Origin of the sequence: Streptococcus sp. IsoGale022, assembly GCF_031142805.1 — a bacterium.
GTDB classification, from domain to species: Bacteria; Bacillota; Bacilli; order Lactobacillales; family Streptococcaceae; genus Streptococcus; species Streptococcus sanguinis_A.
On the sequence record NZ_JAKZJI010000001.1, the window covers coordinates 236,738 to 256,219 of the forward strand.

The following is a 19,482-nucleotide window of genomic DNA, read 5'->3' on the forward strand; positions in this document are numbered from 1 at the left end:
TAATTTATGTAGACAGTAAATTAAAAAGGACCAAATCAAATGGCTACTATCAAAGATATCGCCCAGACTGCTGGTGTTTCTCCCGCAACTGTTTCGCGGGTTTTGAACTATGACAAGTCCATGTCTGTCAGCGATGAGACGCGTAAAAAGATTTTCGATATAGCTGAACAGCTCAACTACAAAAAAAGCAAAAGGCAGAAAAAGACTTCACCTAAAACCCATCGCATTGCCATTGTTGAATGGTACACAGAGATGGAAGAGCTGGATGATCTTTACTACTACTCCATCCGCTTAGGCATTGAAAAGAAAGCCCAGAAACTGGGCTATGATATCGTACGGATTTTCAACAACGACTCTCTGAGCCAGCTAGAACAGATTGACGGCATCATTGCCATCGGAAAATTCAGCACCAAGCAAGTGCAGGAGCTGGAGCAATACAGTCCTGCTTTGGTTTTCGTGGATAGCGATACGCTCGACCAAGGCCATAGCTGTGTGACAACGGATTTTGAACATGCCGTTACTCATGTTCTCGACCATTTTCTTGAGCAGGGCATTCGAGAAATCGGTATGATTGCTGGACGCGAAGAGACAGCAGACGGGACGACAAGTCTTGACGATCCGCGCTTGGCCTGCTTCTGCCGTTACCTTAGTGACAATGGTCTTTATCAGCCGGCCTATGTCAAGATAGGCAAATTTTCCTCAGAGTCGGGCTACCAGTTGATGAAAGACCTCATCAACCAGCAAAAAGAGCAGATGCCCAAAGCACTCTTCATAGCCAGTGATGCTCTGGCAATCGGTGCCCTCCGTGCTCTTCAGGAAGCGGGAATAGCTGTTCCCCAAGATGTCCAGATTATTTCCTTTAATGATACCTCCATTGCCAAATATGTCTATCCGCCTCTCAGTACTGTGACAGTCTTTACAGAGGAAATGGGCAAGCAAACTCTGCAGATGCTGGACCAGATGATTAAAACTGACGAAAACTCTATCCCTTACATGATTAAGCTCTCTACTAAGCTGTCACTAAGAGAAAGCAGCCTTTAAGCTAGAAAGACCTCCTATGAAAACCTACGAAAAACTCTTTGACATCCTCAGCCAGGCTGACGACTATGTCAACGGCGAAAAAATAGCCCAAGAATTGGGCATTTCACGAACTTCTATTTGGAAGGCCATTCAAAAATTGGAGAAAGAAGGCATCCAAATTGAATCCGTCAAGAACCGGGGCTATCGATTGACAGCGGGTGACTTGCTAATTCCTGATTGGATTGAGACACACTCACCTGTTCAGGTCTCCTTCAATCCTGACTGCCAGTCCACTCAGATGGATGCCAAGGCTGGCATGGAGGCTGGACGCCCTGCCAACACTCTCTATCTGGCCGCTGCCCAGTCTGCTGGCCGTGGCCGCTTCGGTCGTGCCTTCTTTTGCCCCAGTCAAGGCGGCTTTTACATGTCTCTCCACCTCAAGCCCAACCTCCCCTTCGACCAGCTCCCCTCCTATACTATCTTGTCCGCGGGAGCTATCTACAAGGCAGTGAAAAATCTAACCCTCATGGAAATTGATATCAAGTGGGTTAATGACATTTACTATCGAAACAAAAAAATTTCCGGCATCTTGACCGAGGCTACAACTTCTATCGAGACGGGTCTCGTCACCGATGTCATCATCGGTGTTGGCTTTAATTTTTTCATAACAGACTTTCCAGCCGACATCAAAGAAAAAGCTGGCTCCCTCTTTGAAGAGAAACCAGCCATTAGTCGCAATGAGCTCATTGCTGAGATTTGGAAATGCTTCTACGAAAGTGACCCAGAAGAGCTCATCTATCTCTACAAGCAGCAATCCTTGGTGCTGGGACGGCAAGTAAGCTTCAGCCAAAAAGGCGCAGACTACCAAGGTTTGGCCAAGGACATCTCAGACAGCGGGCAACTCTTAGTCCAGCTGACAGATGGTCAGGAAATCTGGCTTAATAGCGGCGAAGTTTCTCTAAGCAGTTGGTAATCAAAAAAATCATTTCAAAAGGACTAAGTCATAAGACTCAGTCCTGTTTTCATTATTTCGGTCCTAAATGTTTATCGATTTCATCCACAATCCGCCCCATGACATAGGAAATCTGCAGATTGCGCAGCACCAAAACTGCCCAGAAAGCAGCCATAAAATAGCGCCCCGCCATGATGGATTCATTGAAAAAATAGGTTTCTAAGGCCGTAAAAACAGCCATTACAATAAATTGTCGTCTGTTCATAGATTTATTATAACACGAAAACCTAGAAAAATCTTTTTTTAGTCCTCTTGAATGGTAATTTTTTCTGCTAAAAAGTCAAATCCCTCTGGAATCAAGCTTTCCTCTTCCTTCTCTTCAACCTCTGCCTTACCATTGCGGCTGCGAGCCGAAAAATCCGCCCGAATCTTGGTCCACTCTTCCAATGAAATAGCCAAAATCTCTGGTGAAAATCCTGCCGCATTGCTGAGGATATTGCCAAACATGGTATTGAGATTGTCCCGCTTCATGGTCTGCTCAGCGTTAAAATTAGACTCAAAAGCTAAAATAGCATGGCTTTCGTTAGCCGCCACTGGCTGCGAGCCTGCCAGCAAGGCCTTATCAGCTCCAGCCAGACTTTCAATAATCTCACCCCAAGCATTCTGCAGCTTAGTCAGATTGCTGCGAGCCAGACTAGGATTGTCAAGAGCCTCCTCTAGGATAGCATTGACCTTATTGCGGTCTGCTCGGTAGCCCTTAGATTTCTGCGGTCGAATATCCGAAGTTTTGACAGCTGCTGCAGGTTTCCCATTGCCATTAGTCAGCTGCTGCTTAAGGCTATCAATTTCTTGCCTCAGTCCCTTAAGCTCATCGGCTAGATTATCTGGAATCGCTGCCGCTGCAGGAAGGCTGCTGGTCTCTGCCAGTCGAATGGTCATCATTTCTGTATAAATCTTAGGCTGCAGGCTGTTTTTGATATCTGCCAAACTCTTGGTCGCCATATCAATCATGGCAAATAGGGTATCCTGCGGTGTCTTTAGATTTTCCAGAAAGAGCTCACTGGCATGATGATTCTCCCCGCCAGTTCTGACAATAATCAAGTCACGCAGATATTGCAGGAGGTCCGTCACAAAACGGGCCATGTTTTTTCCGCTGTCAAAAATCAGATTGAGATTATCCAAGGCTGCAACTGCATCATGAGCAATCAAGGCTGCTACATAGGCATCCAATGCTCCTAAGCTGATAGAGCCGGTGATTTCTTCAGCTGTGTCTGTAGTCAAACGATTTTCCTGAGTTAAGCTAAGAGCCTGATCGAGGATAGACAAGGCGTCTCGCATACCGCCCTCAGCTCGACGGGCAATAATCTGCACACCTTCTTGCTCAAAATCAATGCCTTCCTGCTCTAAAATCCACTCAATATGAGTAATAATGTCCTGCGTCTTGATAGATTTAAACTCAAAACGCTGGACACGGGAAAGAATAGTTGCTGGAATCTTATGAAGTTCTGTCGTCGCTAGGATAAAGACTACGTTTTCTGTCGGCTCTTCCAAGGTCTTGAGTAAGGCGTTAAAAGCTCCAGTCGAGAGCATGTGCACCTCGTCGATGATATAGACCTTGTGCTTGGCTAGGCTGGGCGCATAAGTAGACTTGTCCCGAATATCACGAATCTCATCTACCCCATTATTTGAAGCAGCGTCGATTTCGATAACGTCTTCAAGGCTCCCCTCAGTGATAGCCTGACAGATATAGCAGTCATTGCAGGGCTCGCCGTTCTTTTGATTAGGACAGTTCATAGCCTTGGCAAAAATCTTGGCAACACTGGTTTTTCCTGTTCCACGTGGGCCAGAAAAGAGATAGGCATGGCTTATTTTGCCTTGCTCAACAGCCTGCCGCAGAGTAGTGGAAACTACCTGCTGACCCACCAGCTGACCAAAGGTCTGACTGCGGTACTTTCGATATAAAGCTTGATACATTAGGCTTTTTCTCCAAACATTTCAAAATTCCAAGTCGTTTTTTCAAGCAAAATCTGGACGAACTTTTCCAGATATTCCTGATCTACCTTATCATAATCACCTGTCAAGGATGAGTCTAAATCCAGCACTCCAAGAAGGCGGCCGTCTTTTACCATGGGCACCACAATTTCGCTCTTAGCCCGGCTATCACAGGAGATATAATTGGCATGCTGGGTCACATCATCTACGATAATCGTCTGCTCTTTTTCCGCAGATTCCCCACAGACACCCTTGCCTAGCGTAATATGGACACAGGAAACACCGCCCTGAAAAGGCCCCAAAATTAGCTCCTTCCCATCAAAAAGATAGAAACCAGTAAAAACCGAATTAGGAAGAGCTTGATTAAGCAGGGCGCTAGCGTTCGACAGATTTGCCAAAGCATTGGTCTCACCTTCCAACAAGGCTTCTAGCTGAGCCAATAAAAGTTGATAATTTGAATTTTTTTCTTTTGTGTTCATAGAGTCTATTATATCAAAAAAACAGTCTGATGACTGTTTTTGAAATAAAAATAAGAAGCACAACTAAAATATACTTTAAACTTTTCGTCAAGTGAAAATCCCAATAGATCAAGTAAAATAATCTCTCACCTTTAAGATTCTATTTACACCTTTTTTGTAAATCATCAATCGCCCGAATAAAAATCTCAGGTTTTTCAACATGAATATCATGCCCACTCTTGATATTATCTATTAGATGATTGTTCAACAAAAGTTTGTCTACTTGCTTAGCATCTTTGTCATCCATAGCACTCAAGAGAACCCCATTTTTATCATAGTATTTTTTCTGATTCAAAGGCCGAGCCACATGAAGCAATATAGATGGACATTGAACTTTTTTCAAGATTTCTTCCTGTTCAAATCCCTTGAACCAAGAAAAATCATAAAACGTTGTGCCAAAACGAAGATCGTAATTTCCTGTTCCATCCTGTAAATTAGCTGTTAAGTCATAGATGAGATTCACTTGTAATTCTGGCGGATAGTACCAAATTCTAGGAATCTTTCCTGGATGATTTTTCATATAGTTCAGAGCTGGTTTTTTGACAATTTTATTAAAATTTTTCTCACCAAAAAGTTTTTTTAAATAAGTATGTTCTAAAAAATAGACAGTATAATTTTTTTTACCGCTTTTTAAGAAATCATACATATCTTTAAATCCTAACCAAGAAAAAGTAGAAAATGCTCGACTAGGCTCTGTTGAAAAAAACGGTGCATCTTCTATCAATAGTCCTCTAACAGTATCAGGAGCTAGTGCAGCTACCATTGTTGCAAGAAGCCCTCCTGATGAATGTCCTGAAATGAACACAGGAGCTTTTATAATATTATGAATAAACCAAATGAAATCCTGACTATTTTCCAGTACTGAATATTTAGCAGGATTTTTACTAGACCCACCATGTCCATAACAATCTACTGCATATACATGATATCGCTTAGACAATTCTCCAAAAACCTTGGCGTAGTCCTCCCAAGATACTTGCTGGCCATGGATCAGGAGTAAAGGAGGACCATTTTTGGGACCTTCGCCATAATTTATAAGAGATCCATCTGGTAAAGTCACTTGCTTTTCTATCATCCCAGCTTGTCGGATATATTTAAGATTAGCCTTATCATAGTGAAGATTACGATAAGCAAACCACCCTGCACTTACCAATATAACAGCTATCAATATCAAAATAACTAACATCATTGTCCTTTTCATTCATTGCCTGCTACTTTTCTGAAAAATACTTAGGAGTTTCTAGAAAAAAATTCGGATCTAATAACGCCAATCCTTGATTTTCATCTCCTAGCAAAAGAAGCTGATCTCCCGCTTTTATTTGAAAAATATTTCGTGACCGAGGGGGTAAGTGGATTTCACCACGCTCACCCACCGTTACTGTTCCAAAAATATATTTCCCTTTGATACTAAGAGTTGTCAATAAATTGCTCTCTAAATGTACTAGTTCATCCAAACTCACATCAAAAAAATCAGCTATTTGAGAGGAATAAATCACATCTGGAACGCTTTCTCCTGCTTCCCATTTTGCTATAGTCTGCCTTGATACACCTATTTCCTCGGCCAGTTTTTCCTGAGAAATATTCTCTCTTTTTCTTAAAATAGCAATATTTTTAGAAATCATTGCAAAAATATTTTATTCCTCCTCCAAAACCTTCACTTCCTCATCCTCCACCAGCACTGCTTGGCGATTATTAAGGGGCAGCAAATTAAGCTTGTCTCCATAAGTATTTAGGATTGCCTGAGCACTTTCAGCAAAGGATTCTTCGCCAACATGAGGCAGGACATAAAAATCTGCCTCATGTAACGCCACCGTATCAGACAGTTCCCCTGCTACTTCCTTATCGTCCATAAGTCTGATATAGTCAATATTCTCAGCAGTGATAACAGCGCCAGCAGATTCTCCCACATAGACCATGCCGTCTGCAATTTGTTCTTTTATCAAGAACGAAAGCTCCTTTTTCTTTAACTCCTGCAGAAGATAAAAGGTATTGCCACCAGAGATATAGAGAAGCTTACTTTGGAAAATTTTTGCCTGAGCTGTTTCTCTATCACAAGCTGAAATATCCAAGACTTCTACTTGAAATCCCAAGTCCTCAAAGGTTTGCAGGGCTTCGTCAATATAACCCCTATAGTCTTCTACATTTCCAGCCGTCGGGATAAAAAGTACCTGATTGCCCAATTGCTTTTCAGACGCATATTGTCTGAACAAGTCCTTGACTCCCGCAAAATATGAACATAAAAATAATTGTTTCATAGGATACCTCCTTATTTTTTCTTAATTTTATAAAGAATCCATTGACCATTTCTTTGGCTATCGATGAGATGCAAGTCCAAATTAGACAAATAATGCTCCAGTTTTTCTTGCTTTCTAAAGTCTGGTAGGTAGTAAGCTAATTTGCTCCATTCACATGCCAGTAAGATGATTCCATCAGGCTTGAGAATTCTCTTTAATTCCAAAACAGCTTGAGTTAAATCTGACCAATGAAAATGGGTCTGAAATGCTGTAATCAAATCAAATTCCTCAACCGGAAGATTTGTATTCTCAACATTTTTCACCTCAAATGCTAGTCCAGGCCTAGCAGATTTTTCAGCTGCTCTGATGGCCGTAGAAGAAATATCAATCCCCAACACTTGGCTATTAGGAAAGTGCTTTTTCAAATATTTCGAGGAAGCTCCATTTCCAACTCCAACATCCAAAATAGCATTATATCGTTTCTTATGATTCAGCTGACTGACCGCCCAAACAACCATGGGCAGATAAACGCGATTCCATAATTTCATCATCCATAACCCAACCAAGCCGGACGGCCTTTTTGATTGGTACATTAAGTAAAGGAAAGCAAGAATAATCAAAAGGCTAATTATTGCTAGATAACTCATACGTCTTCCCTCTCATATCTTCCGCTATAAAGCCTTTTGGCTTCTTCTGTATACTTCTTGATAAAATTTGTTTTCGCCTCTGTATAGGCATCACGATTGTGCTCGTATTGCTTACACAAGGACAGCTTGAGCTTTTCATAGTCTCTAGCTACAGCAGGGTGTTCCTGCAAATAGTCTCTAAAGTACAGTTCATCATGATCGCCTTCATAGCGCAGATGCAGATGAAAAACCCGTTCGGCAAAACCACTCGGTGTGTAGCCTTTATTAAATGACATCCGCCCTTGGCTTTCTGACATGAGCAGATAACCATTTTTCAGCAGCAAGTCTCTCATTACCACCATATCTGTTTCTTTGGGGATTTCCAGCATGATATCCACTATAGGCTTGGCCCAGATGGTCTTTACCGATGTTGAGCCAATATGACTAAGACGGACGATCTGATGTTCTGTCAAAAAACTCAAAAGCCGAAGCCGTTCCTCTGCATACCAGTCTTTCCAATCAGCTTGATGCTCTCTCAGGAAAATTGGAAAAAGCTGCCACAGCTCCTCGAGTGACATTTCCTCTAAAGATGGACTCATAAGCACCTCCTTATGTAATTTATACAAGCGCTTTCTCTAGTTATGATTATAGGAAAAATACGCATCCGAGTCAAACCTCGCACTTATTGAACAGATATTTATTTTTGTAATATTTTTGAAAAGTTTTAGTTGTCAAACAATCTATTTTTTAGTAGAATGATGTCGGAGATATATTATTTAAAAGGAGTTCTTTATGAAAAAGTTTAGGTTTGGCACTTGGCTTGTCCTGTCAGCCAGCTCTTTGTTGTTACTTTCACAGGCTCTTCCTACAGAAAATGTTGCTGCGAATCAGAAGAACCAGATTAAGGTCCAGCTGCTCAACCATAGCGATGAAACAGCTATCGGCACTCTGGAGTTGAATGGAGAGTATCAGCTAAAGCTTGGGAAAAAAGACAAGTACGGTCGGGCTACTGCTGCTCATGTTCAAATGCAGGAGCAACACAAAGCTAAAAAGAAAAAGGAGACCAAGGTCACATACAATCCCATCGGTTGGCACAATTACAAATTTTATTACGGAAATGGAGATGATCGGGCTTGGCTCATGAATCGCGCTCACCTGATTGGCTTTACTTTCAGCGGCCTCAATAACGAAGGGAAAAACCTCGTTCCGATGACCGCTTGGCTCAACTCTGGCAGTTTCCAAGGACTGGATGACAATAACCCAGATAGCATGATCTATTATGAACATCGCTTGGAGCGCTGGTTAGAGGAAAATCCTGATTATTGGCTGGATTACAAAGTTACTCCGATTTATACGGACAATGAGCTTCTTCCACGCAAGATTGAGCTCCAGTATGTCGGATTAGACTCAGAAGGCAATGTTGTCAGCATTCAGCTAGGGGGTAAGGAAACAATAGATGAAGACGGAATGTCTCATGTCATCTTGGACAATGTCTCTGCAAACGCAGAGATTGACTACCAAACGGGCACTGCTGTCAATAGCATGATTGAGTAGAATTACAGATAAGAACTTAAAAACAGACCAGCCTTGCTATGATGATCTGTTTTTTTTATTTATTTTTACCAATAAAGACAGCCGTAAACAAGCAGGACTGCAATCATACTAAAAAGCGAGCCAATCAGGTAGTATTCAGCAAAGGACTGGCTTTCTGAAATCTTATTATAGCGGGCGATAGACTTAGCCGTAAAGACTAGCCCAATGGCAGTAAACTGCCCGAAAATAAGAGAAAGTCCCATAATCAAGCGCTCTAAAATCCCAATAATGGCTCCAGCCCCCGCAATAGTCTCTCCGCTGTCTTCTCCTGCCTGATACTTACTGAAGAAGAGTTTAAAGAGGATATTAACCGGCTTACCAGTAAGGGCGAAGAAAAAGAGAGCCTGCAGCATGAGGTAGCGCTCAGACAGCCAATTAGTTGCTGGAATTTGCTGCTGACCTAAGAGAAAATAAAGAGCAAAAATGCTAATCAGATGCAAGACCTGATCCAGTATAAAGGCAAACTTTTGAGCATGATGCTGGACAATCGATGAATTCAACCTATTCTTCAGGAAGTCAATAAGCGCATGACTGAGCCAGACTAAGGCGAAATATAGAAGATACTTAGGTAGGATTATCCCTAATAACAACAGAGGCAAGAGAACAATTCCCAAATGGAGAATTAAGAAATTCATCCGCCGACTTTTAAGGTCAGCCATTTTCTGACTTTGAAGCTGAAAATCAGCTAGTACATGAGCCAGCAAAGTCAATACAAGAATCGGATTCTGCATGAAAAATTCTGAAAATCCCATAAAATTTGTCATTGTTCAGCCTCCTTTGCTGCCTGTAAAATCATTCTCATAGCTAAACGGCGATTTCTCAGATAGATCTTCAGTCCAGACGACTTGAGCCGCTTACTAAGCGCACTGGGACTAATCTGCAGCAGCTCTGCTATTTCCCCATGAGAAAAATTCTCGTCATAGATATATTCCATGAGCATCCGCTCCAGAACCTCTCTCTGACTGGTGTTCCACTTGCTCTGGATGAATGAAGTAGCTGCCAGCACCGTATTAACCGCCTGACTGAGCTCTTCGTCTTCCAAGGATACAGCTATACGGCTGCTGCCGTAGTCGTTCTTCTCGTGAATAGCCTCAATGGCTGCGCGTGCCCTCCAGTAGGCCGGACCGTCGGCACCAATACTCTGCTCCCGATTGATGTCCGTCACAATCTCCCCCAGGCCAAGCCCGAAGCGAATCGGATGAGGAAAGCCCAAGGCAATCTGATCAAGGAGCTGCATGATCTCTGGATTTGGCCGCAGCAAAGCCTGAAACTCATCTCCAGTCGTTACCGTGAAAGGCGACACCAAATAATCCTGATAATCCTGATTTAGCACTGCCATCATGTCCTGCAGGTCCTTCTGAGCCTGCTTACGATTTTTCAGCTGTTTGGATTCAATTAAATCTCCAATAAGAGCAATATAAAGCATACCAAACCTCCTTTAAGTCCATTATAAAGGAAAATTTTAAAAATGTCTATTTGAACGGCAACTTTTTAGAATATCTATTGTAAAAGAAAGTCTATTTTTTCTTTTTAGATGCTGGTAAGGCAGGATAGGCAGCTTCAATCAAACTGCAGAGAAAGGCAGCATCTTCTACTTCTTTTATATGAAGCATTGATTTTGCGCCTGGATAAGGAGACTCATAAATCGGATTTTCAAAAAATTCCAGAGCTGGCTGGACCGGCTTGAGCAGCAAGCGATTGTCATAAATCCCGCCGAATAAGCGACCTCGATAATAAAGCAAATACTCTCCCATCATCTTGCGAAAGCTAATTTCTTGCCCTAAGCCCTCCAGTTGCTTCAGGATAAAATCCAAATATTCTTGACTAGATGCCATCGAAACACCTCCATGAATTGATACTTTATTATACCAAAAATGGATGAAGATTTCCTGGTTAAAAGATAATCACATCTCCTTCAATCTGTAGTCTGTAGTCTGTCTATCCTCAAGTAAGCAAAAAGCTAGACCTTACAAGTCTAACTTTTATTTCTTATTTTTTTAAAAGTCCTTCCTTGACCAGATAGTCACGCGCGACAGCTTCCGCTTTTTTGCCCTCAATGCCAACTTGATAATTCATCTGGCTCATCTGGCTTTCCTTAATTTTACCAGCCAGCTTATTGAGAATACCTTCCAATTCAGGGTGTTTTTCTAGCAATTCAGCCTTCAGGAGAGGGGCTCCTTGATAAGGAGGGAAAAGGTGCTTATCGTCTTCTAAAACTTGTAAATCATAACGCGCAAGTTCTGCGTCAGTCGAATAGGCATCCGTGATTTGAATATCACCCGACTGGATAGCTTGGTAGCGAAGAGCTGGCTCCATGGTCGCTACATTAAGATTAAGGCCATAGAGAGATTGCAAACCCTTGTTTCCATCTTCACGGTCGTTAAATTCCAAGGTAAACCCTGCCTTGAGCTTGTCTTGGACTGCTTTAAGATCAGAGATGGTTTTAAGATTGTATTCTTGAGCGATAGTCTTTGGCACTGCAATAGCATAGGTATTTTGATAAGCCATGTGATTGAGCAAGATTAGATTATCCTGTTTTTTGATTCCATCACGTGCTGCTTCAAAAACCTCTTCAGCATCATTGCTGACCTTGGGAGCAGGCTGTAAAAGAGTTCCAGTAATCGTACCGGTAAACTCAGGATAGATATCAATATCACCTTTTTTCAGTGCTTGATAAAGGAAGTCAGTCTTCCCAAAATTAGGTTTGACTGTCACAGTCATATCCGTATTTTCCTCGATGAGGAGTTTATACATATTCATAAGAATTTCTGGCTCTGGACCCAATTTCCCAGCAATAACCAGATGATCCTTCTCCTGCTTGGGAATTAGACTGGGTGTGTAAGAAGCGCCTAGTCCGAGGATTAAGACCGCAAAAGCTGTAAATACCGTCCGAAGCTTAGCTCTTTCCATCCATTTAAGGAGACTGTTGAAAAGAATGGCCAAAACTGCGGATGAAATAGCTCCAATCAAGATCAGACTGGCATTGCGACGGTCAATTCCTAGAAGGATAAAGGAACCTAGTCCACCAGCTCCGACAAGAGCTGCTAGAGTTGCTGTTCCGATAATCATTACCGTTGCTGTCCGAATTCCAGAAACGATGACGGGCATTGCTAGAGGCAGTTCAAACTTCTTGAGTCGTTCCCACTTGGTCATCCCAAAGGCGATTCCAGCTTCTTCTAAACTAGGATCAATCCCATTCAAAGCCGTGACAGTATTTTCTAAAATCGGGAAAATAGCATAAATCACCAGAGCAGTCAGTGCCGGCAGTGTACCAATCCCCATGAGGGGGATAAAGAGTCCCAGCAAGGCCATTGAAGGAATGGTTTGAAAGATTCCCGCAATTTGCAGCACCCAATTGGCTACTTTTTTATGACTATGAAGATAGATAGCGAGCGGAATGGTCAAGAAGATGGCCACAAGTAAGGTCAGAAGAGACAGCTGGAGGTGTTGTCCTAAGGCTGCCAACCATTCGCCAAAGCGATCCTGAAAGGTAGAAAACAAATTAGCCATGTTGAACACCTCCAAACAAATCTGCTACGAAGTTGGTTGCAGGTGCAGATAAGATTTCCTCAGGTGTCGCCACTTGACGAATCTCTCCGTCCTGCAAAACAGCAATCCGATTCCCCAACTTTAAAGCCTCGTCCGTGTCATGGGTCACAAAGATTGTCGTCATCCCAAACTGGTCATGGATACTCTTGGTCAAGCTCTGCAATTGCTTACGCGAGATGGCATCAAGAGCTGAAAAAGGCTCATCCATCAGCAGGATTTTGGGTTGGGCGATAATGGCACGGACAATGCCCACCCGCTGCTGCTCACCACCAGACAGCTCACTCGGCATACGCTGAGCATAGTCTTCAGCAGGCAAGCCTACTAACTCCAGCAATTCATCGGTCTTCTGCTGAATATCTGACTTGCTCCATCCTTTCATTTCAGGAATGAGAGCAATATTTTCTGCCACCGTTAGATTGGGAAAGAGGGCAATCGCTTGTAAGACATAGCCTGTAGAAAGGCGCAGCTCACGCTCATCATAGTCCTTGATTCTCTTATCATCCATATAGATATTTCCATCTGTTGGCTCTAAGAGGCGGTTGATCATCTTGAGCATGGTTGTCTTACCGGACCCAGAAGGACCCACTAAAATCATGAACTCTCCATTCTCAATTCTTAAGTTGACATCTCTCAAGACATCCTTTTCTGTATAGCGTAACGCTACATTTTTATATTCAATCATTGTTTGTCCTCATTTTAAAACTTCCCTCGGTTGGTCAAGTCTTCTACTTTTGGCATGACTTCCTTATTATCCCAATGCTCAACAATCAATCCATTATCATCCAAAACGAACGGTTCCATTGTAACATTTGTGATTTCAACTATCAAGAATTTTGTTCTATTTGGAAATAATTTTAAACTTGGTAAAGATTTTAAACTAAAAATTCCAAACAAAAAAGCCCAGTGTAAAGAGGAAATATCCCTCCCACACTGAGCTTCTTTTTATCTTAGTAATATTCACCCTGACGGTAATCCCATGAGTTGAAAGTATCGGACAGGTGCATCATGATTTTGTCAATGTCCAAGCCTTTGCGGATGACCACTGGTGCTGGTGAGATAGAACGTTGGCCACCTTGTTCTGGAATCAGTTTTCCATCCTTGTCCACCATGGAGACCATAACGCCTTGCTCATAGCGAGTTTCAATTGTCTTATCTGGCTGGATAGAGGCTACATAGTCATCTGCTTCAATGACTAGGTCAACAGCGTTTTCGATGCGTTCGCCAATTCCTTCGACCTTGCCGCGGTTTCCTTTACCGGATGGGTTGGCTGAGGATGCATAGACCATCTTGCCTTCTTCCCAAAGCTTAGCTGCCAGCTGCTCGCCCGCCTTACCAAACTTAATAACAAAACAGCTAGTGCCACGAACATCTGTCATCAGTTCTTCCCGACCGTCGCCATAAGCTTTGAGCTTTTCAAAAGCTTCTGGCTTCCATGGAAGGATACAGCCCAAGAGGATATCTTTATCCCAATGCTTTTGATAAAAAGCTTCAATTTCCGGATTCAGCTGAGCCAAAGCACGGAGCTCATCCATACTGCCACAGAGGACAACACCTGGCTTATTACGGTTACGAGCCTTAGCTTCGAACTTACGCTCCAAGCCAGCTTTATCGCTGGTCATGATGATGTAACCCACCTTGGTCGGGCAAACGATACAGCCGCCATCGCCTTTCAAGATGTCATAACCTTCTTGTGAAAGCTGTCCGTTCCATTGAATGTGTTTTGTCATAAGTTTCTTCCTTTTCTATTAAATTAAGATTTATTTTACCATATATTTTTATCGGAGACAAGGTTTTTTCAGAATTTTCTCAATATAGCAAAAATAAGGTTACTGCCAATAAGATGGACGATTTTTTTCATATTTCGTAATCAAATCCTCATATTGCAGCGTAATGCCGATGTCATCCAGACCGTTGAGGAGCTTGTGCTTCCATTCTCCATCAATGTCAAAAGAGAATTCTCCCACCGGTGAAAAAATCTTCTGCTGCTCCAAATCCACCGTCACTTCATCCGTTGGCTTCAGATTAGCCAAGGCTTGCCGCACTTCGAGCGGCTGGACGATAGGTAGCATACCGTTATTAAGCTCGTTATTGTAGTGAATATCCCCGAAAGATCCGGCAATAACTACCTTGAAGCCATAGTCAGCCAAGGCCCAGGCAGCGTGCTCCCGAGAGGAACCCGCTCCAAAATTGTCCCCTGTAATCAGAATAGTCGCCTTGCGGTACTCCGGTCTATTAAAGACGAAATCAGGATCTTCAGTGTACTGATTATCCAGATAGCGCCAAGCGTACATGAGGTACTTGCCAAAGCCTTTTTTATCAATCAACTTGAGAAACTGCTTGGGTAAAATTTGATCCGTATCGATATTATCGTTCATGAGGGGGACTGTTGTCCCCGTGTAGATTGTAAATTTTTCCATAAAACTTCCTTACTGGACCTCCGGTAGCTGGCGGACGTCTACAAAGTGCCCAGCAATAGCTGCCGCTGCTGCCATAGCTGGACTGCAAAGATGGGTTTTAGCACCAAATCCCTGACGATCCTCAAAGTTCCGATTACTAGTAGAGGCACAGTGGACTCCGTCCGGCACCTTATCTGGATTCATTCCCAGACACATGGAACATCCTGGATCGCGCCACTCAAAGCCAGCATCCATGAAAATCTTATCCAGTCCCATCTTTTCAGCAGCCCGCTTGACCGGACGAGAGCCTGGTACGACGATAGCTGTTAGATTGGGAGCGATATGCTTGCCAGCGACAAACTTAGCTGCCAGCTGCAAATCGCTGAGTCTAGCATTGGTACAGGAGCCGATAAAAATATAACCTAGATCAATATCTTCTGCTTTCTTACCTGGGGAGAGGTCCATGTAATTGTATGCCCGCTCGTCGTTCATATCACGGATTTCTGGGAAAGCCGCGCCGAACTCAACTCCCATGGAAGGATTGGTCCCCCAAGTCACCATAGGTGCCAGCTCGGAGACATCAATCTCAATGACCTTATCATAGACAGCATCAGGATCACTGACCAGAGTCTTCCAATCAGCTACCGCTGCCTCAAAGTCCTTGGGAGCACCCGGCCGTCCTTGAACATAACCATAGGTCTTCTGGTCGGGATTCATAATGCCCATCTTAGAGCCAAACTCTATGGACATATTACAGATAGTCATGCGTTCTTCCATGGTCAGATGCTCAATTGCATCACCAGCATACTCGACCACATGACCAACACCTGCAGCCACACCATATCGGGCAATCAAAGCTAAGATAAAGTCCTTGGAATAGACACCTTTAGGTGGCACTCCGGTAAATTTGACCAGCATTTTCTTAGGCTTGACCTGCCAAATGGTCTGCGTGGCAAAAACGTGCTCTACCTCCGAAGTACCAATTCCAAAAGCAATAGCTCCAAAAGCTCCGTGAGTGGCCGTGTGACTGTCGCCACAGACGATGAATTTGCCCGGCTGAGTCTTGCCCGTTTCGGGTCCAACCATATGGACAATTCCCTGCAACTCCGATCCATGAGCTGCATGCTCGATGCCAAAATCCTTGACATTCTCAGAAAGTTTATCAATCTGAGCCTTGGAAATCACATCCCGAATATCATAGATATTGACCGTAGGAACATTATGGTCAAAGGTTCCAAAGGTCAAATCCGGCCGTCTAACCTTGCGCCCTGCATCTCGAAGGCCTTGAAAAGCCTGAGGGCTGGTTACTTCATGAATATAATGCTGATCCACATACATAAGCTGGGGCTGACCTTCTTCACCTGTTATCAGATGCCTTTCCCACAGCTTATCAAAAATCGATTTTCCAGCCATACTAGCTTCTCCATATGTAATATAAAATTCCGATTTCCACTATTATTCCGCAAATCCAAGCCAGCCAGAAATACCATTTTCTGGTCTTGTGGTGAAAGAGGCGACCGCCTAATAAAGCTCCCAAACCTCCAGCTACAAGAGCTGACAGTAGCAAAGTCTTCTCGGGAATGCGGTAGTGATTTTTTTTAGCCTTTCGCTTATCCCAGCCATAAAGCAGGAAAACGATAAGGTTCCATAGCAGGCAAATACCCGTTAATATCCATTTCATAAGTTATTAATAATTGCCTCCGTCATTTGAGCTGTTCCTGCCTGACCACCCAGATCTCGGGTTAAAATCCCCTGAGCCAAAGTCTTCTCAACCGCTGCTTCAATCGCTTCTGCAGCTTCAAGCTCCGCAAAGCTATCCCGCAGCATCATGGCCACAGAAAGTATCATGCTGATAGGATTGGCAATCCCCTGCCCCGCAATGTCGGGAGCCGAACCATGGATGGGCTCATAAAGACTTGTCCCAGCAGCCGAATGACTGGCCGATGGCATAACTCCCAGCGTCCCTGACAAGACACTGGACTCGTCTGAGAGAATATCCCCAAAGAGATTTTCTGTTACTACGACATCAAACTTAGAAGGATTGGTAATCATGAGCATAGCAGCGCTATCCACCAATTGGTGCTCTAAGGTCACATCTGGATAATCCTTAGCCACCTCATCTGCTACTCTACGCCAGAGTTTAGATGTCGCTAGCACATTTTGCTTGTCAATACTGGTCACGCGCTTTCTGCGACCACGTGCAATGTCAAAGGCCTTACGGACTATTCGCTCCACCTCTTCATAGCTGTAGTCGTTGATATCCCTCGCAGATTTATCCTCCAAAACATGCTCACCAAAGTAAATCCCACCAGTCAGCTCGCGCACGACCACGAAGTCCACGCCAGCAATTCGCTCTGCCTTCAAAGGCGACAAATGCTTGAGAGCATCAAAAATCTTAACTGGACGGATATTGGCATAGAGTTCAAGTTCCTTGCGTAGAGCCAGCAAGCCTTGCTCCGGCCGAACCGGTGCATCGTCATACTGGGGGCTGCCGATAGCTGCTAGGAGAATAGCATCCGCCTTCTTGGTCGCTTCTAGAGTTGACTGAGGCAGAGGATGACCTTCCGCATCAATACCAGCACCTCCAAAAGCTTTCTCCGTGATATGATAAGTAAAACCGAACTTGTCCGCAACAGCAGCCAGTACTTGGAGACCAGCTTCCATGATTTCTGGCCCGATACCATCACCCGCCAGAGCTACAATTTCTTTTGTCATAGTCGCTTCCTTCTAATTATTTGCAGGCAGATCGCGGTAGGATACCTGATGGCCGATTTCACCAGCATTTTCCTTTTGCACAAAGGTGTTGGCATGGATATAGGCAATGGCACTGGCCTTAAGAACATCAAAGTCAATACCAGAGGAGTTGAAAATTGTATCTGTATCTGTATTTTCAACAGCTACCAAAACACGAGCCTGAGAGTCAATACCATCCGTTACCGCTTCGATGTTATAAGACAAAAGCTGGACAGACTGGTTAAAGAATTGGTCAATCGCATTAAAGATGGCTTCAACACTTCCTTTACCTTCTGCCACACAGCTGACCGTCTCACCATCACCATTAACCAGCTGCACATCCGCAGTGATGGTATGGTCGTCATTGGTCGTCAACTGCAGATCATCAAAATGGAAGCCTTCAGGATTTTCGACGGTCGTTCCGGCAATCAAAGCTCGAATATCAGCGTCAGTGACTTCATTTTTCTTATCAGCCAAGACCTTAAACTTAGCAAAGAGATCATTAATTTCAGATTCCGCAAAATCCAGAGCCAGTTCTTTGAGTTTTTCGACAAAGGCATGGCGGCCAGAGAGCTTGCCAAGCGGCAGTGAATTACTCTTGACTCCAACCAGCTCAGGTGTAATGATTTCATAGGTCAGTGGATTCTTAAGGACACCATCCTGATGGATACCGGACTCATGAGAGAAGGCATTGCCACCAACAACCGCCTTGTTCTTAGGCACTGGAATACCTGAGAAGCGGGATACCAACTCAGAAGTGTTGATGGTTTCATTAAGGACGATATCCGACTCAACCTGATAATAGTCTTGACGAATTTCTAAGGCAACTGCTACTTCTTCCAGCGCTACATTTCCAGCCCGCTCACCGATTCCATTGATAGTCCCCTGAACACGACCAGCACCGTGCTTGATAGCCGTCAAAGTATTAGCCGTTGCCATACCAAGGTCATCATGACAATGAACACCAAATACCACCTTATGATCAGAAGTCACATTTGCCACTAGGTAGTCGAAAATATTTGCAAACTCTTCCGGAGTAGTAAAGCCGACTGTATCTGGAATATTGATATAAGTCGCACCTGCATCAACCGCTGTTTGTACCACCTGAAAAAGGAAATCAAGCTCTGTTCGCGTCGCATCCTCTGGTGAAAACTCGACTATATCGAACTTGGAGCGTGCGTAGGAGACATGCTCTTTCACAGCTTCTAAAATCTCTTCCTTAGACTTTTTCAGCTTGAACTCTCTGTGAATAGGACTGGTCACAATGAAGACATGAATCTGTGGATGCTTGGCTTCCTTGAGCGCTTCATAGCAGGCGTCAATATCGGACTTGACCGAACGCGCCAGTCCAGTAACAGAAGCTTTTGTGATGACTTTAGCAATCTCCTGCACCGCCGCAAAAGAATCTGGACTCGCAGCTGGAAAACCGGCTTCAACGACTGAAATCCCCCACTTCTCTAACTGCTTGGCAATAGCAACCTTTTCCTTGATAGAGAAATTCACTCCTGGTGTCTGTTCGCCATCCCGGAGGCTGGTATCAAAAAACTCAACTTTGCGTGTCATAGACAACTCCTTTTCTAAGATACATAGACCATTTAGGAAAAACTCTTCCCCAATTTCTAGGTCGTATTCAATGACTGAGACAGTATGAGACAAATTGATTTCAGAAAAATCAAGATGTAATCCCACTCCCGTCGCTCCTTTAGAAACCATTTCTTCCTCATCAGAGCTTGAGGTAAGATAGGTGAAATAAAAAACATCTCACTTGAGGAACAAGCGAGATGTTGATTTACTCCCGCTTGGTAAGCCAAACAGGACTAATGCTTTTGCACTAGCCCGAGTAACGCAACAACAAAGCAAAGTTTGAAG

22 protein-coding genes and 1 pseudogene are annotated in these 19,482 nt (G+C 43.6%); 3 read left to right on the forward strand and 20 right to left on the reverse strand.

Annotated elements, in window-relative coordinates; all coding sequences use genetic code 11:
• Nucleotides 1-39 precede the first annotated feature (39 nt).
• Together RG608_RS01030 and birA are read left to right on the forward strand one after the other, a co-directional pair.
• Nucleotides 40-1,041, forward strand: a complete 1,002-nt coding sequence (locus RG608_RS01030; protein ID WP_061592857.1) for a LacI family DNA-binding transcriptional regulator — start codon at nt 40-42, stop codon at nt 1,039-1,041.
• A gap of 16 nt (nt 1,042-1,057) precedes the next feature.
• Nucleotides 1,058-1,993 carry a bifunctional biotin--[acetyl-CoA-carboxylase] ligase/biotin operon repressor BirA gene (birA, locus tag RG608_RS01035; protein ID WP_268686601.1) on the forward strand — a complete coding sequence of 312 codons (936 nt, stop codon included), beginning with the start codon at nt 1,058-1,060 and terminating at the stop codon, nt 1,991-1,993.
• 52 nt (nt 1,994-2,045) lie between these two features.
• Here the strand turns inward: birA and RG608_RS01040 are convergent, their stop codons facing one another.
• From RG608_RS01040 to RG608_RS01075, 8 genes are all read right to left on the reverse strand, one after another.
• Entirely contained in the window at nt 2,046-2,237 is a 192-nt protein-coding gene (locus RG608_RS01040; RefSeq protein WP_002895701.1) for a DUF3272 domain-containing protein, read from the reverse strand.
• A gap of 38 nt (nt 2,238-2,275) precedes the next feature.
• The gene (gene dnaX / locus RG608_RS01045; protein ID WP_308946433.1) at nt 2,276-3,946 is read right to left on the reverse strand and encodes a DNA polymerase III subunit gamma/tau; all 1,671 of its coding nucleotides are present in this window, start codon (nt 3,944-3,946) and stop codon (nt 2,276-2,278) included.
• A complete protein-coding gene (locus RG608_RS01050) occupies nt 3,946-4,443 on the reverse strand; it encodes a GAF domain-containing protein (protein WP_308946435.1) in 498 nt (165 codons plus the stop codon). The genes dnaX and RG608_RS01050 overlap by 1 nt, the downstream gene beginning before the upstream one ends.
• Nucleotides 4,444-4,582: 139 nt before the next feature.
• Nucleotides 4,583-5,683, reverse strand: coding sequence for an alpha/beta hydrolase (locus RG608_RS01055; RefSeq protein WP_308946436.1), 1,101 nt, complete (start codon nt 5,681-5,683; stop codon nt 4,583-4,585).
• 10 nt (nt 5,684-5,693) lie between these two features.
• Complete coding sequence (locus RG608_RS01060) at nt 5,694-6,104, reverse strand: helix-turn-helix domain-containing protein (RefSeq protein ID WP_308946437.1); 411 nt, start codon at nt 6,102-6,104, stop codon at nt 5,694-5,696.
• 12 nt (nt 6,105-6,116) lie between these two features.
• Nucleotides 6,117-6,737 carry a Type 1 glutamine amidotransferase-like domain-containing protein gene (locus RG608_RS01065; RefSeq protein WP_268686596.1) on the reverse strand — a complete coding sequence of 207 codons (621 nt, stop codon included), beginning with the start codon at nt 6,735-6,737 and terminating at the stop codon, nt 6,117-6,119.
• Nucleotides 6,738-6,748: 11 nt separating this feature from the next.
• The gene (locus RG608_RS01070) at nt 6,749-7,363 is read right to left on the reverse strand and encodes a class I SAM-dependent methyltransferase (RefSeq protein WP_268686595.1); all 615 of its coding nucleotides are present in this window, start codon (nt 7,361-7,363) and stop codon (nt 6,749-6,751) included.
• A complete protein-coding gene (locus RG608_RS01075; RefSeq protein ID WP_268686594.1) occupies nt 7,360-7,941 on the reverse strand; it encodes a GrpB family protein in 582 nt (193 codons plus the stop codon). Before RG608_RS01075 ends, RG608_RS01070 begins: the two co-directional genes overlap by 4 nt.
• Nucleotides 7,942-8,134: 193 nt before the next feature.
• Between RG608_RS01075 and RG608_RS01080 the strand changes: the two genes are divergently transcribed.
• Nucleotides 8,135-8,896, forward strand: a complete 762-nt coding sequence (locus RG608_RS01080; RefSeq protein WP_308946438.1) for a DNA/RNA non-specific endonuclease — start codon at nt 8,135-8,137, stop codon at nt 8,894-8,896.
• A 65-nt stretch (nt 8,897-8,961) separates the two neighbouring features.
• Here RG608_RS01080 and RG608_RS01085 read toward each other — a convergent pair whose 3' ends face one another.
• From RG608_RS01085 to RG608_RS01135, 12 genes and pseudogenes are all read right to left on the reverse strand, one after another.
• Nucleotides 8,962-9,699, reverse strand: a complete 738-nt coding sequence (locus tag RG608_RS01085; protein WP_268686592.1) for a DUF3307 domain-containing protein — start codon at nt 9,697-9,699, stop codon at nt 8,962-8,964.
• The gene (locus RG608_RS01090; protein WP_268686591.1) at nt 9,696-10,361 is read right to left on the reverse strand and encodes a SatD family protein; all 666 of its coding nucleotides are present in this window, start codon (nt 10,359-10,361) and stop codon (nt 9,696-9,698) included. The genes RG608_RS01085 and RG608_RS01090 overlap by 4 nt, the downstream gene beginning before the upstream one ends.
• 91 nt (nt 10,362-10,452) lie before the next feature.
• The gene (locus RG608_RS01095) at nt 10,453-10,770 is read right to left on the reverse strand and encodes a TfoX/Sxy family protein (RefSeq protein WP_268686590.1); all 318 of its coding nucleotides are present in this window, start codon (nt 10,768-10,770) and stop codon (nt 10,453-10,455) included.
• 154 nt (nt 10,771-10,924) lie between these two features.
• Nucleotides 10,925-12,445: an ABC transporter permease/substrate-binding protein gene (locus tag RG608_RS01100; protein WP_268686589.1), complete on the reverse strand. Its 1,521-nt coding sequence runs from the start codon at nt 12,443-12,445 to the stop codon at nt 10,925-10,927.
• On the reverse strand, nt 12,438-13,166 hold the full coding sequence (locus tag RG608_RS01105; protein ID WP_268686588.1) for an ABC transporter ATP-binding protein: 729 nt from the start codon (nt 13,164-13,166) through the stop codon (nt 12,438-12,440). The genes RG608_RS01100 and RG608_RS01105 overlap by 8 nt, the downstream gene beginning before the upstream one ends.
• 14 nt (nt 13,167-13,180) lie before the next feature.
• Nucleotides 13,181-13,264 (reverse strand): annotated as a pseudogene (locus RG608_RS11625) (polyketide cyclase); the annotation flags it as partial.
• A gap of 167 nt (nt 13,265-13,431) precedes the next feature.
• Nucleotides 13,432-14,211 (reverse strand): L-threonylcarbamoyladenylate synthase, encoded by a 780-nt coding sequence (locus tag RG608_RS01110; RefSeq protein ID WP_268686587.1) that lies wholly within the window; start codon nt 14,209-14,211, stop codon nt 13,432-13,434.
• 99 nt (nt 14,212-14,310) lie between these two features.
• Complete coding sequence (gene leuD / locus RG608_RS01115) at nt 14,311-14,901, reverse strand: 3-isopropylmalate dehydratase small subunit (RefSeq protein WP_002930202.1); 591 nt, start codon at nt 14,899-14,901, stop codon at nt 14,311-14,313.
• 9 nt (nt 14,902-14,910) lie between these two features.
• Nucleotides 14,911-16,293, reverse strand: a complete 1,383-nt coding sequence (gene leuC / locus RG608_RS01120; RefSeq protein WP_308946439.1) for a 3-isopropylmalate dehydratase large subunit — start codon at nt 16,291-16,293, stop codon at nt 14,911-14,913.
• 1 nt (nt 16,294) lies between these two features.
• Nucleotides 16,295-16,561 carry a DUF1294 domain-containing protein gene (locus RG608_RS01125; RefSeq protein WP_002904327.1) on the reverse strand — a complete coding sequence of 89 codons (267 nt, stop codon included), beginning with the start codon at nt 16,559-16,561 and terminating at the stop codon, nt 16,295-16,297.
• Nucleotides 16,558-17,595, reverse strand: a complete 1,038-nt coding sequence (gene leuB, locus RG608_RS01130) for a 3-isopropylmalate dehydrogenase (protein WP_268686585.1) — start codon at nt 17,593-17,595, stop codon at nt 16,558-16,560. Before leuB ends, RG608_RS01125 begins: the two co-directional genes overlap by 4 nt.
• Nucleotides 17,596-17,607: 12 nt before the next feature.
• The gene (locus tag RG608_RS01135; protein ID WP_308946441.1) at nt 17,608-19,176 is read right to left on the reverse strand and encodes a 2-isopropylmalate synthase; all 1,569 of its coding nucleotides are present in this window, start codon (nt 19,174-19,176) and stop codon (nt 17,608-17,610) included.
• Nucleotides 19,177-19,482 lie beyond the last annotated feature (306 nt).

Bases quoted from the DNA above. Each gene is read 5' to 3' on its own strand.
- RG608_RS01050 (WP_308946435.1), bottom strand. From the start codon at position 4,443: ATGAACACAAAAGAAAAAAATTCAAATTATCAACTTTTATTGGCTCAG.
- RG608_RS01110 (WP_268686587.1), bottom strand. From the start codon at position 14,211: ATGACAAAACACATTCAATGGAACGGACAGCTTTCACAAGAAGGTTAT.
- RG608_RS01125 (WP_002904327.1), bottom strand. From the start codon at position 16,561: ATGAAATGGATATTAACGGGTATTTGCCTGCTATGGAACCTTATCGTT.
- leuD (WP_002930202.1), bottom strand. From the start codon at position 14,901: ATGGAAAAATTTACAATCTACACGGGGACAACAGTCCCCCTCATGAAC.
- RG608_RS01070 (WP_268686595.1), bottom strand. From the start codon at position 7,363: ATGAGTTATCTAGCAATAATTAGCCTTTTGATTATTCTTGCTTTCCTT.
- RG608_RS01085 (WP_268686592.1), bottom strand. From the start codon at position 9,699: ATGACAAATTTTATGGGATTTTCAGAATTTTTCATGCAGAATCCGATT.
- RG608_RS01095 (WP_268686590.1), bottom strand. From the start codon at position 10,770: ATGGCATCTAGTCAAGAATATTTGGATTTTATCCTGAAGCAACTGGAG.
- RG608_RS01060 (WP_308946437.1), bottom strand. From the start codon at position 6,104: ATGATTTCTAAAAATATTGCTATTTTAAGAAAAAGAGAGAATATTTCT.
- RG608_RS01090 (WP_268686591.1), bottom strand. From the start codon at position 10,361: ATGCTTTATATTGCTCTTATTGGAGATTTAATTGAATCCAAACAGCTG.
- RG608_RS01030 (WP_061592857.1), top strand. From the start codon at position 40: ATGGCTACTATCAAAGATATCGCCCAGACTGCTGGTGTTTCTCCCGCA.
- RG608_RS01075 (WP_268686594.1), bottom strand. From the start codon at position 7,941: ATGAGTCCATCTTTAGAGGAAATGTCACTCGAGGAGCTGTGGCAGCTT.
- leuB (WP_268686585.1), bottom strand. From the start codon at position 17,595: ATGACAAAAGAAATTGTAGCTCTGGCGGGTGATGGTATCGGGCCAGAA.
- dnaX (WP_308946433.1), bottom strand. From the start codon at position 3,946: ATGTATCAAGCTTTATATCGAAAGTACCGCAGTCAGACCTTTGGTCAG.
- RG608_RS01055 (WP_308946436.1), bottom strand. From the start codon at position 5,683: ATGAAAAGGACAATGATGTTAGTTATTTTGATATTGATAGCTGTTATA.
- RG608_RS01065 (WP_268686596.1), bottom strand. From the start codon at position 6,737: ATGAAACAATTATTTTTATGTTCATATTTTGCGGGAGTCAAGGACTTG.
- RG608_RS01105 (WP_268686588.1), bottom strand. From the start codon at position 13,166: ATGATTGAATATAAAAATGTAGCGTTACGCTATACAGAAAAGGATGTC.
- RG608_RS01040 (WP_002895701.1), bottom strand. From the start codon at position 2,237: ATGAACAGACGACAATTTATTGTAATGGCTGTTTTTACGGCCTTAGAA.
- leuC (WP_308946439.1), bottom strand. From the start codon at position 16,293: ATGGCTGGAAAATCGATTTTTGATAAGCTGTGGGAAAGGCATCTGATA.
- RG608_RS01135 (WP_308946441.1), bottom strand. From the start codon at position 19,176: ATGACACGCAAAGTTGAGTTTTTTGATACCAGCCTCCGGGATGGCGAA.
- RG608_RS01080 (WP_308946438.1), top strand. From the start codon at position 8,135: ATGAAAAAGTTTAGGTTTGGCACTTGGCTTGTCCTGTCAGCCAGCTCT.
- RG608_RS01100 (WP_268686589.1), bottom strand. From the start codon at position 12,445: ATGGCTAATTTGTTTTCTACCTTTCAGGATCGCTTTGGCGAATGGTTG.
- birA (WP_268686601.1), top strand. From the start codon at position 1,058: ATGAAAACCTACGAAAAACTCTTTGACATCCTCAGCCAGGCTGACGAC.